This window comes from Arthrobacter sp. RT-1, from assembly GCF_003367205.1.
Lineage (GTDB): Bacteria > Actinomycetota > Actinomycetes > Actinomycetales > Micrococcaceae > Arthrobacter.
Genome location: NZ_QRGQ01000004.1, coordinates 25,834 through 39,022, shown reverse-complemented (window position 1 = coordinate 39,022; position 13,189 = coordinate 25,834). Strand labels below are relative to the sequence as shown.

The 13,189-nt window shown below is 66.4% G+C and carries 16 protein-coding genes; 9 read left to right on the top strand and 7 right to left on the bottom strand.

The window, feature by feature from the left end; translation table 11 throughout:
- The first annotated feature begins 16 nt into the window (after positions 1–16).
- The 4 genes from DXK94_RS05265 (at position 17) to DXK94_RS05250 (ending at position 2,455) form a co-directional block, all read left to right on the top strand.
- Positions 17–490 (top strand): Lrp/AsnC family transcriptional regulator, encoded by a 474-nt coding sequence (locus DXK94_RS05265; RefSeq protein WP_115524141.1) that lies wholly within the window; start codon positions 17–19, stop codon positions 488–490.
- Between the two features lie 146 nt (positions 491–636).
- On the top strand, positions 637–1,278 hold the full coding sequence (locus DXK94_RS05260; RefSeq protein WP_115524140.1) for a hypothetical protein: 642 nt from the start codon (positions 637–639) through the stop codon (positions 1,276–1,278).
- Positions 1,279–1,415: 137 nt separating this feature from the next.
- On the top strand, positions 1,416–1,820 hold the full coding sequence (locus DXK94_RS05255) for a DUF4383 domain-containing protein (RefSeq protein ID WP_115524139.1): 405 nt from the start codon (positions 1,416–1,418) through the stop codon (positions 1,818–1,820).
- Positions 1,821–1,825: 5 nt separating this feature from the next.
- Complete coding sequence (locus DXK94_RS05250) at positions 1,826–2,455, top strand: hypothetical protein (protein WP_115524138.1); 630 nt, start codon at positions 1,826–1,828, stop codon at positions 2,453–2,455.
- Positions 2,456–2,561: 106 nt separating this feature from the next.
- On the opposite strand, the gene DXK94_RS05245 is transcribed toward DXK94_RS05250, so the two are convergent.
- Positions 2,562–4,178, bottom strand: coding sequence for a cation acetate symporter (locus tag DXK94_RS05245; RefSeq protein ID WP_079595542.1), 1,617 nt, complete (start codon positions 4,176–4,178; stop codon positions 2,562–2,564).
- Complete coding sequence (locus DXK94_RS05240; RefSeq protein ID WP_079595543.1) at positions 4,175–4,555, bottom strand: DUF485 domain-containing protein; 381 nt, start codon at positions 4,553–4,555, stop codon at positions 4,175–4,177. The genes DXK94_RS05245 and DXK94_RS05240 overlap by 4 nt, the downstream gene beginning before the upstream one ends.
- A gap of 182 nt (positions 4,556–4,737) precedes the next feature.
- Between DXK94_RS05240 and DXK94_RS05235 the strand changes: the two genes are divergently transcribed.
- Genes DXK94_RS05235 through DXK94_RS05215 form a run of 5 tightly spaced genes read left to right on the top strand, consistent with a single transcriptional unit; the run spans position 4,738 to position 9,216 of the window.
- Positions 4,738–5,934, top strand: coding sequence for a sensor histidine kinase (locus DXK94_RS05235; protein WP_115524172.1), 1,197 nt, complete (start codon positions 4,738–4,740; stop codon positions 5,932–5,934).
- A 35-nt stretch (positions 5,935–5,969) separates the two neighbouring features.
- The gene (locus tag DXK94_RS05230; RefSeq protein ID WP_115524137.1) at positions 5,970–6,686 is read left to right on the top strand and encodes a LytTR family DNA-binding domain-containing protein; all 717 of its coding nucleotides are present in this window, start codon (positions 5,970–5,972) and stop codon (positions 6,684–6,686) included.
- A complete protein-coding gene (locus DXK94_RS05225) occupies positions 6,683–7,033 on the top strand; it encodes a hypothetical protein (protein ID WP_115524136.1) in 351 nt (116 codons plus the stop codon). Before DXK94_RS05230 ends, DXK94_RS05225 begins: the two co-directional genes overlap by 4 nt.
- 7 nt (positions 7,034–7,040) lie before the next feature.
- Entirely contained in the window at positions 7,041–8,507 is a 1,467-nt protein-coding gene (locus tag DXK94_RS05220; protein WP_115524171.1) for a cation acetate symporter, read from the top strand.
- A gap of 19 nt (positions 8,508–8,526) precedes the next feature.
- The gene (locus DXK94_RS05215; RefSeq protein ID WP_079595886.1) at positions 8,527–9,216 is read left to right on the top strand and encodes a hypothetical protein; all 690 of its coding nucleotides are present in this window, start codon (positions 8,527–8,529) and stop codon (positions 9,214–9,216) included.
- 3 nt (positions 9,217–9,219) lie between these two features.
- Here DXK94_RS05215 and DXK94_RS05210 read toward each other — a convergent pair whose 3' ends face one another.
- The 5 genes from DXK94_RS05210 to tsf form a co-directional block, all read right to left on the bottom strand.
- Positions 9,220–9,807, bottom strand: a complete 588-nt coding sequence (locus DXK94_RS05210; RefSeq protein WP_079595546.1) for a DivIVA domain-containing protein — start codon at positions 9,805–9,807, stop codon at positions 9,220–9,222.
- A 77-nt stretch (positions 9,808–9,884) separates the two neighbouring features.
- A complete protein-coding gene (locus DXK94_RS05205; protein WP_115524135.1) occupies positions 9,885–10,808 on the bottom strand; it encodes a phosphatidate cytidylyltransferase in 924 nt (307 codons plus the stop codon).
- Positions 10,808–11,365, bottom strand: a complete 558-nt coding sequence (frr, locus tag DXK94_RS05200) for a ribosome recycling factor (RefSeq protein ID WP_079595548.1) — start codon at positions 11,363–11,365, stop codon at positions 10,808–10,810. Before frr ends, DXK94_RS05205 begins: the two co-directional genes overlap by 1 nt.
- Before the next feature lie 127 nt (positions 11,366–11,492).
- Complete coding sequence (gene pyrH, locus DXK94_RS05195) at positions 11,493–12,230, bottom strand: UMP kinase (protein WP_079595549.1); 738 nt, start codon at positions 12,228–12,230, stop codon at positions 11,493–11,495.
- A gap of 119 nt (positions 12,231–12,349) precedes the next feature.
- Positions 12,350–13,186 carry a translation elongation factor Ts gene (tsf, locus tag DXK94_RS05190; protein WP_079595550.1) on the bottom strand — a complete coding sequence of 279 codons (837 nt, stop codon included), beginning with the start codon at positions 13,184–13,186 and terminating at the stop codon, positions 12,350–12,352.
- Positions 13,187–13,189: the final 3 nt, after the last annotated feature.

Here is a 13,189-nt window from a genome sequence, read left to right as displayed (position 1 = left end):
GCTAGCGTTGCGCATTATGCAAGCTCTGGATGGCACCGACACCCGCCTCCTTTCGGCCCTGGCACAGGACCCCCGCAGAACGGTGGTGGCACTCGCCCAGAAGCTTGGCCTTTCCCGGAACACGGTGCAGGCCCGGATGTCCCAGTTGGAGAAAAAGCACGTCTTCCTGTCCTTCGAACGGCGCATCAATCCAGCCTCCCTGGGTTATCCGCTGATGGCGTTCATCTCCGTGCACGTCCAGCAGCAGAAGCTCACCCGGCTGGCCACGGAACTGGCCGATATCCCGGAAATCCTGGAAGGCTACGGCCTCACCGGATCCGCCGACCTGCTGCTGCGGGTGGTGGCACTGGACGCCGAAGACCTGTTCCGTATCAACGGGAAAATCCTCGCGTGCAACGGCGTGGACCGGACAGACACCGCGCTGGCCATGGGTGAACTCATCCCCTTCCGGGTGCAGCCCCTCCTGGACCGGGGTTCAGAGCGCAGCTAGCGGTGGCATGAATTACGACGGCGGGCGGCTGGTTTGGAGTACGGCGCCGGCGGCCCGGGTTATAGGCTGGTCCAAGATATCCGCCGGGACCGGAACGAAGGCTCCGCAACCAGGCGGTGCATGCACCACTTCGGAAAGGCCCCACCTTGAGCAGTCCCCAGGAACCGTACCAGCCGGGCAGCACCGGCTCCGGGCCCCAGCCGCTGCCCCAACAGCCGCAGCAGCCCCCGGCCGGAAACCAGCCGGCGTACGGACAAGCACCGTACGGGCAGCCGCAGTATGGGCAACCGCAGTACGGGCAGCCGCAACCGGAGCAGCCGGGATCCGGCCCGTTCGGCCTCCCCGGGGAGCCCCCGGCGAAAAGCCGCCGGAAGCTGTGGATCATCCTGGCAAGCATTGGCGGCGTCCTGCTGCTGGTGATCCTCGGCGTCATCATCCTTGTGAATGTGGCAGGCAGTGCCACCAACCAGGCCAAAGGCCTGGCCGACGGCTTCACCAAGCTGGTGATCGCGGGCGACAGCTCCAAAGCCTACGACGACTACCTGGACCCGGCGCTGCAGGAGCAGCTGTCCAAGGAGTCCTTTATTGCCGGCGTCGAAAGCCTGGGAATGGACGATACCTGCGAACCGGCCTACAACGATCTCCAGGTGGCCACGGAAAACGGCGTTAAATCCGCGGACGTTGCCGGCCTCATCACCTGCGACGGCAAGAACGTGGACCTCGCGTACCGGTTCGAGGGCACCGATGAGCTGAAGATGACCAACATCAAGCTGAGGCCCGCCGCGTAACCGGCCGCGTGAGGAAGGGCGCTGATTTTTTACCCATCCACGCCCCTGCATGGTCCGAATTGCTTCCGAGGGTCCCGGCCAGGGACCTGCAGTCCGGCGGGGAACAAGCCACCCGCCTTACCGGAAGGATTCGGGCCATGCGCACATCACCCAACCGTCTCGTCGCCACCGTCTTCGGAGCCGTCTACCTGCTGGTCGGCCTCCTGGGCTTCGCCGTCACATCCGGCGTTGGCTTCGCCGCCACCGAGGGCGCCAACCTCATCATTTTTGAAGTCAATCCGCTGCACAACATCATCCACCTCGCCATCGGCGCCGCACTGCTTTTCGCCGGGGTGAAGGGCACCGCGAGCGCCCGTACCGTGAACACCGCCGTTGGCGCGGTGTACCTGCTGGTCGGCGTGCTGGGCCTCTTCCTGCTGGCCTCCCCGCTGAACATCATCGCGCTGAACGGTGCGGACAACGTGCTGCACCTTGCCAGCGCCGTGCTCCTGCTGGGCGTCGGCCTGTCGCTCGACAAGTCCCCGGCAACCGTACGGGCATAGGGACCATGTCCCAGCGGACCGCAACCAGTATCCCGTCCCTTCCGGCGTCCCCGCCGGAAGGGGAGGGGTCCAAGCCAGCGGCAGTCCGGCTCTTCGCCGGTTTCGCCGGTTTCGGGGCCGGGACGGTCAATCTTGCCATCTCCTCGAGCTTCTTCGCGTTGGGGGCGGAAGGTCCTGGAGCGGTTGGATACGCGGCGGGCGGACTTGCCGGGCTTTGGGGAGCCGGACTCCTCGCCGCTGCCGTTGTGTTCCTGGCCAGGGGAAGTGTCCCGGGCGGCGGGGCGGCTGGATGGACCCTCGTCGCAGCGGCCGGGATCCATGTGGCTGCCATCCTCCTCAGCACCCCGGGGACGTCCGGGCTTAACCTGAGCCAGGCGGCCGCCCTGCTGCTGACCCTGATGATCATTGCAGCGCTCGCCTGGCTGCGCCGGACCTCCGTGCAGCTACGGGTACCTCCGGCGGGCGCTGTCCCCACCGGCCAACCCGGCCGGCTGCTGCTGGCCGCCTTCGCAGGTGCAGTTGTAGTGGCAGGAATTACGACGCCGGGACTCGCCGCTTCAACGGCAGGACAGTTCGCTGTCCCGCACGGCGAACACGGGGGCGCTCCCGCCACCGGCGGGCACCACCAACGATAGGAGCGTTCCATAAAAGGATCCTCGACAAAACAGAGCCTCCGTCCCGCTTGGCGCGGCACGGAGGCTCTGTTTGTGGTGGCCTGTGGAGGCCGCCGGGGTTGGGTCGTCAGTGGTTGACGGCCTTTTCGGCGCCCACTCCGGTGAGGGAACGGACTTCCATCTCGGCCTGCTTCGCGGTGTCTTCGCGCTTCTTGTCGAGGACGGTTCCGAGCCAGCCCAGGAAGAAGGCCAGCGGGATGGACACAATGCCGGGGTTGCTCAGCGGGAAGAGCGCGAAGTTGGCGTCCTTGATCATGGACGTTGCTCCGCCGGACACCACCGGGGAGAAGATGATCAGCACGATGGCTGCACCGAGCCCGCCGTACATGCTCCATACCGCGCCCTGGGTGGTGAACTTCCGCCAGAACAGGGAGTAGATGATGGTGGGCAGGTTGGCCGACGCCGCGACGGCGAAGGCGAGTGCCACGAGGAACGCCACGTTCTGGCCGTTGGCGAGGATGCCGCCCAGGATGGCCAGGACGCCGATGACCACCACGGTGCGGCGGGCCACCTTAACTTCGGTGTCGGCGTCGGCCTTTCCCTTGGAGATGACGCTGGCGTAGATGTCATGGGCGAAGGACGCGGCTGCGGTAATGGTCAGGCCGGCCACCACGGCAAGGATGGTGGCGAAGGCCACGGCCGAGATGAAGCCCAGCAGGAGCGGGCCGCCCAGGTAGAAGGCCAGCAGCGGAGCTGCCGAGTTGACGCCGCCCGGGGCGGTCCTGATGGTTTCGGGACCCACCAGGGCTGCGGCGCCGTAGCCGAGGACCAGGGTGAACAGGTAGAAGAGGCCGATCAGCCAGATGGACCACACCACGGACTTGCGTGCTTCCTTGGCCGTGGGGACCGTGTAGAAGCGCATCAGGACGTGGGGCAGGGCGGCAGTTCCCAGAACCAGGGCCAGGCCCAGGGACATGAAGTCGAGCTTGGAGGTTTCGGTCTTGCCGTACTGCAGGCCGGGGTTCAGGACGGCCGGATTGTTGGCGGTCTCAACGGCCGCGCCCAGCAGGCTGGAAAGGTTGAAGCCGTAGATGGCCAGCACCCAGAGCGTCATGACCGCCGCGCCGGCGATCAGCAGGATGGCCTTGATGATCTGGACCCAGGTGGTGCCCTTCATGCCGCCGATCAGGACGTACATGATCATGAGGGCGCCGACGACGATGATCACCAGTGCCTGTCCGCCCCAGTCGCTGATGCCCAGCAGCAGGGAGATCAGGCTGCCGGCACCCGCCATCTGGGCCAGGAGGTAGAAGAAGCACACGGCAAGGGTGGAGATGGCCGCGGCGATCCGGACGGGCCGCTGCTTCAGCCGGAAGGAGAGCACGTCGGCCATGGTGAACTTGCCGGTGTTGCGCAGCAGTTCAGCCACCAGGAGCAGCGCCACCAGCCAGGCCACCAGGAAGCCGATGGAGTACATGAAGCCGTCATAGCCGTTGATGGCGATGGCGCCCGTGATGCCCAGGAAGGAGGCTGCCGAGAGGTAGTCGCCGGCGATGGCGGTTCCATTCTGCGAGCCCGTGAAGGAACGTCCGGCAGCGTAGTAGTCAGCGGCCGTCTTGTTGTTCCGGCTGGCCCGGAACACAATCACCATGGTGACGGCCACGAAGATGCCGAAGATGCCCATGTTCAGCAGGGTGGTGTCCTTAAGTGCGGCGACGTCCACCGCGGCAGCTATGTTGATCATTTGTTGACTCCACCTACCCGGTTGCCCTGCTTATCGAATTCGTGGCCCTCAATCTCGTCCCGGATCTCCTTGGCGATGGGGTCCAGCCGCTTGTTGGAGTAGTGGACGTACCAGCCCGTGATGGCGAACGTGGAGACGAACTGCAGCAGTCCGAAGATCAGGCCGATGTTGATGTTGCCCCAGACCTTGGTGGACATGAAGCCCACGGCATAGTCGGCGAGCAGGACGTAGGCGAAGTACCACAGCAGGAAGGCGATTGCCATGGGGAAAACAAAGCTGCGGTGTCGTTTGCGCAGTTCCTGGAACTGCCCGGTCGACTGGACCTGTTCAAAGTCCACGGACGCCGCTGCGTCCGGAGTATGGGCATCGTTACCCATCGTTCCTCCTCATTGAGACTTGCCGGGACACACCGGGCGGTTGGCCCTGGGCAGGGACACCGGAAGTGTGACTGCAATCACTGTGCTGCGCGCGGGCTGCTACTTTCCAGACCTGGCCCCGGTGCGGTCGCCCAGCGGTCGGAATGCTGCGGCAAACGGCACCCGCCGCTACGCTGGGCAGCATGCCGGACTCCCCCCTCCTGACCGCCGCGGCCGTGGCCGTCATCGCCATGGCCATCGCCGTCGTCGTCGGCGTGGGACTCAAGGTGCTCCGTTCCTTCCGGGACCTTGGCACTGACGCCGAACGTGCGACGTACCACACCCTCCACGCCGCATCCCAGGCTGGCCAGCACCTGCGCCGCGGCCTCAACCCCGCGGGCGCGGCGAAGGCCGGCCGGCAGCTACGCACCCTCCTCGGTTGTGACGCCCTGGCCATTACGGACACCTCCGGTGTGCTGGCGTGGGACGGTGCAGGCGAGGAGCTGAAGCCCCGGCTGATGGACCTTGCTGCCGGAGTCCTGGCGGGTGGCCGGACAGCCGTCCTCCCCGCCGGAGAGGCCAGCGCAGCCATGGACGCCACCGGTGGCCCCCTCGCCACTGTTATCGCACCCGTCCGTGCCGGCACCCGGGTGGTGGGCGCCGTCGCCGCCTTCGCGCCGTCCGTGGGTGCAGGACTGGTCCGGGCCACCAGCGAGGTGGCGGACTGGGTGGCCGTGCAGGTGGAGCTCGCGGAGCTGGACGCCTCCCGCACGCAGCTGATGGAAGCCGAGGTGCGTGCGCTGCGCGCCCAGATCAGCCCCCACTTCATCTACAACTCGCTTAACGCCATCGCATCCTTCATCAACACGGATCCGGCACGGGCGCGGGAACTGGTGGTGGAATTTGCCGACTTCACGCGCTATTCCTTCCGCCGGCACGGGGACTTCACCACGCTCGCCGAGGAACTGCGGTGCATTGACCGCTATCTGCTCCTGGAGCGGGCGAGGTTCGGTGAGCGGGTCCAGGTCAGCCTGCGCGTGGCGCCCGAGGTGCTTGGCACCGTCATCCCGTTCCTGAGCCTGCAGCCGCTGGTGGAAAACGCCGTCCGGCACGGGCTGGAGGCCAAGGAAGGGCCGGGCCACATCAGCATCACCGCGGACGACGCCGGCGCGTTCGCCCAGGTCACCATCGAGGACGACGGCGTGGGCATGGACCCCGAACAGCTGCAGTCGATGCTCGCGGGGCACAGCGACGGGGAGCACGTGGGGCTGCGGAACGTGGACGCCCGGCTGCGCCAGGTCTACGGCAACGGCCACGGCCTGGTCATCGAAACCGCTCCCGGCGAAGGGACACTGATCACCATGCGGGTGCCCAAGTCCCAGCCCGGCCACGACGCGTGACCTGGCCACTGCCGACGGAAAGCTAACCTAGGAGCATGATTAACGTCCTCGTCGTTGATGATGAGCTGCCCGCGGTGGAAGAGCTCGCATTCCTGCTGGGCAGGGACTCACGGATCGGCACGGTCCTCCGGGCGACGTCCGGCAGCGAAGCCCTCCGGGCCCTGTCCGCCGGGTCCGTGGATGCGGTGTTCCTGGACATCCATATGCCGGCCGTGTCCGGCCTGGACATTGCCCGGGCGATTTCCGCGAGCAGCAACCCGCCGGCGGTGGTGTTTGTCACGGCTGACGAGGATCACGCCCTGGCCGCCTTCGAACTCGCAGCCGTCGACTACCTCCTCAAACCCGTCCGGGCCGAACGCCTGGCCCGCTCGGTGGGCCGCATCAGTGAACTGCGCGACGGCGGCAGCGCCCCGGAGATGATCACTGTGGACCAGGGCGGCACCACCAGGATGATCAGGCGCGACGACGTCACGTACGTCCAGGCGCAGGGAGACTACGCGCGGCTGCACACAGCCGATGCCAGCTACCTGATCAGGGTGCCGCTGGCCGAACTCGAGCAGCAGTGGGCGGAGGCAGGCTTCATCCGCACGCACCGGTCCTACCTGGTGGCGCTCAAGCACGTCAGCTCCATGAAGCTGGCTGCCGACGGGCCCAGCGTCACGGTGGCAGGCGCCGGCCTGCCCATCAGCAGGCGGCACCTGCCCACCGTCCGGGAGAAGCTCGAGGCCACCCGGATCAGGCCGCAGTCATGACAAGGGTGCGGGTGACGGCTCCAACCACGGCGGCCCGCCCGGCCCAGGAGACGCGGGAAGCCGCGCAGGAGTCGGATGTGGGCCAGGTCTTTGTCCGTTCCCTGATCAGGTCCCAGCTGCGGCTGGCCCTGGTGGTGGCCGGCGGGTTCCTGCTGATCCTTGGCGCGTTTCCGCTGCTGCTCGCCATGGTTCCGGGCCTGGCCGAAACCCGGATCGCCGGTATTCCGTTTGGCTGGCTGCTGCTCGGGGGCGGCATCTACCCGGTGATCGGGCTGAGCGCCTGGCTGTACATCCGGACGGCGGCCCGCAATGAGGCCCGCTACCGCGACCTGGCCGGTGACCAGTGAGGGCGGCGTGAACCCGGGCATCGCGATTGCTGCCGTGGCCGTGGTTTCCGTGGTGACGGCCGTCATCGGGTTCTACGGCCTGCGGATTTCGCGCACCACAGGCGATTTCTACGTTGCGTCCCGTACCGTCCGGCCATGGTGGAATGCCTCGGCCATCGGCGGCGAGTACTTGTCCGCCGCCAGCTTCCTGGGTGTGGCCGGACTCATCCTGCTGTCCGGAACCGACGCGCTGTGGTTTCCGGTGGGATACACCGCCGGGTACCTGATGCTGCTGCTGTTCGTCGCGGCCCCGCTGCGGCGTTCCGGCGCGTACACCATTCCTGACTTCACCGAGGCGAGGCTGGATTCGCGCGCCGTCCGCAAGGTCACCAGCCTGGTGGTGGTGCTGGTGGGATGGCTCTACATCGTGCCGCAGTTGCACGGCGCCGCCCTGACCATTCGCATCACCACCGGCCTCCCGTCCTGGGCGGGGTCCGTGGCGGTGGTGATCGTCGTCTGCCTCACGGTAGCTGCCGGCGGGATGCGGTCCATCACGTTCGTCCAGGCGTTCCAGTACTGGCTCAAGCTCACCGCCCTGGCCGTCCCCATCCTGTTCATCATCTTCATGCTTGCCGGGAACGGGACCCCGGAGTTGTCCCCGCCTGCCGCCAACCCCACCAATACTCCCCCGGCCGGGCTGTACCAAAACATGTCCCTGCTGGTGGCGCTCCTGTTCGGAACGCTCGGGCTGCCCCACGTCCTCGTCCGCTTCTACACCAACCCGGACGGGCAGTCGGCACGGCGGACCACGCTGATCGTCCTGGGGCTGCTGTCCGTCTTCTACCTGTTTCCCACCGCGTACGGCTTGGTGGGAAGGATGTTTGCGCCGGGCCTGGCGCGCGCCGGCCAAGCCGACGCCATGGTGCTGCTGCTCCCCGGGGAACTCGTGGGCGGTACGGCCGGTGACCTGCTCTCGGCCCTGGTGGTGGCAGGCGCCTTCGCCGCGTTCCTGTCCACCACGTCGGGGCTGGTGGTCTCCCTGGCCGGCGTCATCAGCCAGGACGTCCTGGGCGGCGGCGTCGGCGGGTTCCGCCTCGCAGCCGTAATATCCGCCGTCGTACCTCTTGGCTTTGCGTTCATGACCGATTCCTTCGCGCTGGCGGGCAGCGTGGGCCTGGTGTTCGCCTTCACCGCCTCGACCGTCTGCCCGGTGCTGCTGCTGGGCATCTGGTGGCGGGGACTGACCGACGCCGGCGCGATCGCGGGCATGGTGACCGGAGGTCTGCTGTGCGGCGGCGCCATGATCATCGGAGCCATGGCGGGCGCTGCGAGCATTCCCGCCTGGCTCGCCCAGCCTGCGGCATGGACCGTTCCCACGGCGTTTGCCGTGATGGTGCTGGTCTCACGGGCCACGGCAGGACGGGTGCCGAAGACCATGGCACGGGTCATGACCCGCCTGCATACGCCGGAAAGGCCGCTGGCTACGGAACGCTGAATGGGTGGACAATTACGCCATGTCCACCGACGGCGGGAGCCCGGAAGGCCAGCAGGACGCGGTGCCGCCGTCCGTGCGGGCGCAGTTGCTCGCCACCGAGCACTGGGGCCTGCTGGCATCACGCAGCACCGCCCAAAGCGAGGTGCTGACACGGATCAGCATGTTCCTGACCTTCACGTCGGCCAGCGTGGTGAGTGCGGCGCTGGTGGGCCAGGCCACGAAATTTTCGGACGCCTTCGTCCTGCTCGCGGTAATCGTGCTGTGCATCGACGTGGCCATGGGGCTGCTCACGCAGGTGCGGGTCCTGAACGTGGCCCAGGAAGACCTCATGTATGTGACCGCCATGAACAGGCTGCGGGCGGCGTACGTGGACCTGGACCCCGGTGTGGCGCCGTACCTGATGGCGGCCTACCACGACGATGAGTCCGGTTCGGAGAGGACCTACTTCTTCTTCGGAAACCGGAGCGCGTTCAGCCATGTGGCCGGCAGCAGCATGGTTTTTATGAACTGCGCGAATGCTGCGCTGATCGCCATTCTCTCTGGACTGCTGCTGACTCTTGTGGGGGCAGGGACGACGGCGGCGGTCATCGTGGGAGCGGCCTGCGGCTTCGCTTTCCTGGCGGCTTCCGCCTACTACGGATACCGCGCCTATGCCGGGATCTGGAGCAGGTACACGCCCCTGTCCCCCACCCCGCGGGACGGACCCTAGCCGTCAGTCGATGGCGGCCATGAGCTCGACAACGCGGTCAAGGAACGCGTCCACCTGGGCTTCCTCGTAGCCGTCGCGGCCTGTGGCAGGGCGGAAAACGGCCCGGCGGACGCTGTCCACGCTCAGCGGCTTGTCCTGTTCCAGGTACGCCACGAGCTCATGGCACAGCCTGTCCACATCCGTTGTGTTGTAGCTGCGGACCTTCTTCTTTGCGGGCCGGCGGAAACGCTCCCCGTCGGGGCGGTGGAGCCGGCCGCGGAGGATCCCCGAGAGGTTTCCGATCTCCCGCAGCCAGGCTTCCTCGCCATGGGCTGCGATCAGCTCGTCCCGTTCCCTGCGGGCGAAGGCGTCTTCCAGGCGGTCAAGGGCGGCGTCCACAACGGATGCTGAGTATCCGCCTTTGACGGGGTCGAAGGACACGGCCCGGACGTCTGCGCTGTTGATCGGCTGGGCTGCAGATTCGGGGGTTTCCAGGGACACGCGTGCCCGCTGCAGGAACTGGTCCACCTGCTTGGCGTTGTAGCCGTATTCACTGCGCTGCACGCGCTCAAAGGACGCAGGGATCTGCTGCCGATGAATGTCCAATGCCACTTTGATTCCTTCGATGCTTTTCAGCCGTAGCGCCGCTGCACCAGTTTATGGGTGCCGGGGCCCGGCCAGGGTTTGTGTCAGGCTCCGGCGAGCAGTCCGTAAAGGACGAAAACCACCGGTGATGCGAACACGATGGAGTCGAGCCTGTCCATGACTCCGCCGTGCCCGGGCAGGATGCTGCTCATGTCCTTGACGCCCAGTTCGCGCTTCACCATGGATTCGGCGAGGTCGCCGGCGGTGGAGGCGGCCACGGTGCCGACGGCCAGCACGACCCCCACCCACCAGGGCTTGTCCAGCACGAAGAGGCAGGCGAGGATGCCGATGAGCACGGCACCGGCCACGGAACCGGCGAATCCCTCCCAGGATTTTTTGGGACTGATTTTCGGCGCCATGGGGTGCTTCCCGAGGGACGCACCCACCAGGTACCCGAACGTGTCGTTGGAGACCACCAGCAGGAGCATGACCGCCACCTGCCAGGCGCCTTCGGGGATGGTCCCGCCGGGCCAGAGTCCCAGCGGGGACGCCCCGCCGGTGGCGTGCAGCGGCAGGGCGGCGAAACTGATGAAGAACGGCACCCAGCCCAGGGTGAAGACACCCGCGAAGATGCTGTTGGCGGATCCTGCAGCACTTTCGACGGACCGCCAGAGCAGCACGGCCACGGAGCTGAGCAGCATGGCAAACAGCAGGCCCTCGATGCCGCCGAGGTATGCCACGAATGGCATGGCCACCGTTCCGGTCATGACCGGAACGATGGGCATCCTGGTGCCGTTGGCTTCGAGGGCCCGGTAGATTTCCCAGACGCCGAATACTGCGAAGGCGGTGGTGACGGCTACGAATCCGAGCGGGAGGAACAGCAGCCCGCCCAGGACTGCGAACAGCATGGCCAGGCCCACCACGACGGCGGCGGGCAGGTTCCGCCCGGCCTTTGGCGTCGGGTTGCTCCTGGGCTGCTTCCCCCGTGTGCGCGCCCGTGGGGCGGGGGCCTGATCTGCCTGGCCCATCAGACTTCGAGCAGCTCTGCTTCCTTGCGCTTCAGCAGCTCATCGATGCCGTCGACGTGTGCCTTGGTGAGGCCGTCCAGTTCCTTTTCGGCCCGGCTGCCCTCATCTTCGCCGGCTTCGCCGTCCTTGACCAGGCGGTCCAGGGTTTCCTTGGCCTTGCGGCGGATGTTGCGGATGGAAACCTTGGCGTCCTCGCCCTTGGTCTTGACGATCTTGACGTATTCCTTGCGGCGTTCCTTGGTCAGTTCCGGAATGGTGATCCGGATGACGTTGCCGTCGTTGGACGGGTTCGCGCCGACCTCCGAGTCGCTGAGTGCACGCTCAATGTCACGCAGGGCCGTCTTGTCGAACGGGGTGATGAGGATGGTGCGGGCGTCCGGAATGGCGAACGAGGCCAGCTGCTGGAGCGGGGTGGGTGAGCCGTAGTAGTCCACCAGGACCTTGTTGTACAGGCCTGGGTTGGCCCGGCCGGTGCGGACGGCAGCGAAGTCTTCCTTGGCTACCTCTACGGCCTTGTCCATCTTTTCTTCGGCTTCGAGCAAGGTTTCTTCGATCACGGTCTCTCCTCAGATTCTGGTGCAGTCCGGGGCACCGGTTCCCTGCACACACGTGGTTCTCTGTTGCTGCTTCCGTCCCCGCCGGCCGGGCGGGGACGGAACTGTCCTGAAAACATCCTAGCCGGAGCTAGGCGGTGACCAGGGTGCCCAGCTTTTCGCCCAGGATGGCGCGGGTGACGTTGCCTTCACCCTCCATGCCAAAGACCACCATGGAGAGGTTGTTGTCCTTGCACATGGTCATCGCCGTCTGGTCCATGACCCGGATGTCGCGGCGGAGGGCGTCGTCGTAGCTGAGGGTCTCGAGCCGCTCAGCGGTGGGATCCTTTTTGGGGTCGGCCGTGTAGACGGCGTCCACACCGCTCTTGGCCATCAGGACGACGTCGGCGTGGACCTCAAGGGCCCGCTGCGCGGCTACCGTGTCCGTGGAGAAGTAGGGCAGGCCGGCGCCGGCACCGAAGATGACCACGCGGCCCTTTTCCATGTGCCGGATGGCGCGGCGCGGAATGTAGGCTTCCGCCACCTGGCCCATGGTGATGGCGCTCTGGACGCGGGTTTCCACGCCGGCCTGCTCCAGGAAGTCCTGCAGGGCCAGGCAGTTCATGACGGTTCCCAGCATGCCCATGTAGTCGGCGCGGGAACGGTCCATGCCGCTTTGGGAGAGTTCGGCGCCGCGGAAGAAGTTGCCGCCGCCCACAACGATGGCCACTTCCACCTCGGGCACGGCTGCGGCGATCTGCTTGGCGACGTCGCGGACGGTCTCGGGGTCGACACCCAGCTTCCCGCCGCCGAAGACCTCGCCGGAGAGCTTCAGGAGGACCCGCCGCCTGCTTTTCTCTGGCTGGATTACAGTGTTGACGGCTTCCATGATGCCTTCCCGTTGATGAGTCTGAAAAAAGGTTATCCTGCCGGGCCCGGTGGTCGGTACCGGTCCCGTTGCATGCAAAAGGGGCGGCCACCGAAGTGGCCACCCCCTCACAGATTCGACTAGGAGCCGACGCGGAAACGCGTGAACGCGGTTCCGTTGACACCGGCCTCTTTGAGGACCTGTGCCACGGACTTCTTGGCGTCCTTTGCGAATGCCTGGTCAACCAGGACCTCACCCTTGTAGAAGCCCGTCACGCGGCCTTCCACAATCTTGGTGAGGGCGGCTTCGGGCTTGCCCTCGGCCTTGGCGGTCTCTTCGGCGATGCGGCGCTCGGACTCAACCAGGTCGGACGGAACGTCCTCGCGGGTCAGGTAGTTCGGAGCCATGGCAGCGATGTGGACTGCGACGTCATGCGCGGCGGTGGCAGCAGCTTCGCCTTCACCGTCAACAGCGAACAGCACGCCAACCTGGGCCGGCAGGTCCTTGGAGGTCTTGTGCAGGTAAGCGTCAACCGTGGCACCCTCAACGCGGGAGATGCGGCGGACAACAACCTTTTCGCCCAGGACAGCGCCTTCTTCGACGACGACCTCGGAGAGCGGCTTGCCGTCAACTTCGGTGGCGAGCAGGGTTTCGAGGTCGGCGGCGCCGGACTCAACGGCAACGGCCAGGACCTTGTCGGCCAGCTGGATGAACTTGTCAGCCTTGGCAACGAAGTCGGTCTCGCAGTTGACCTCGATCATGACGCCGACGCCGTTGCTGACCTTGGCGGCCACGAGGCCTTCAGCGGTGGAGCGGCCTTCACGCTTGGTAGCGCCCTTGAGGCCCTTGATGCGGATGATCTCGATGGCCTTCTCGGCGTCGCCGTTGGCCTCGTCAAGAGCCTTCTTGACGTCCATCATGCCGGCGCCGGTGCGCTCGCGCAGGGCCTTGATGTCCGCGGCAGTGTAGTTCGCCATGTG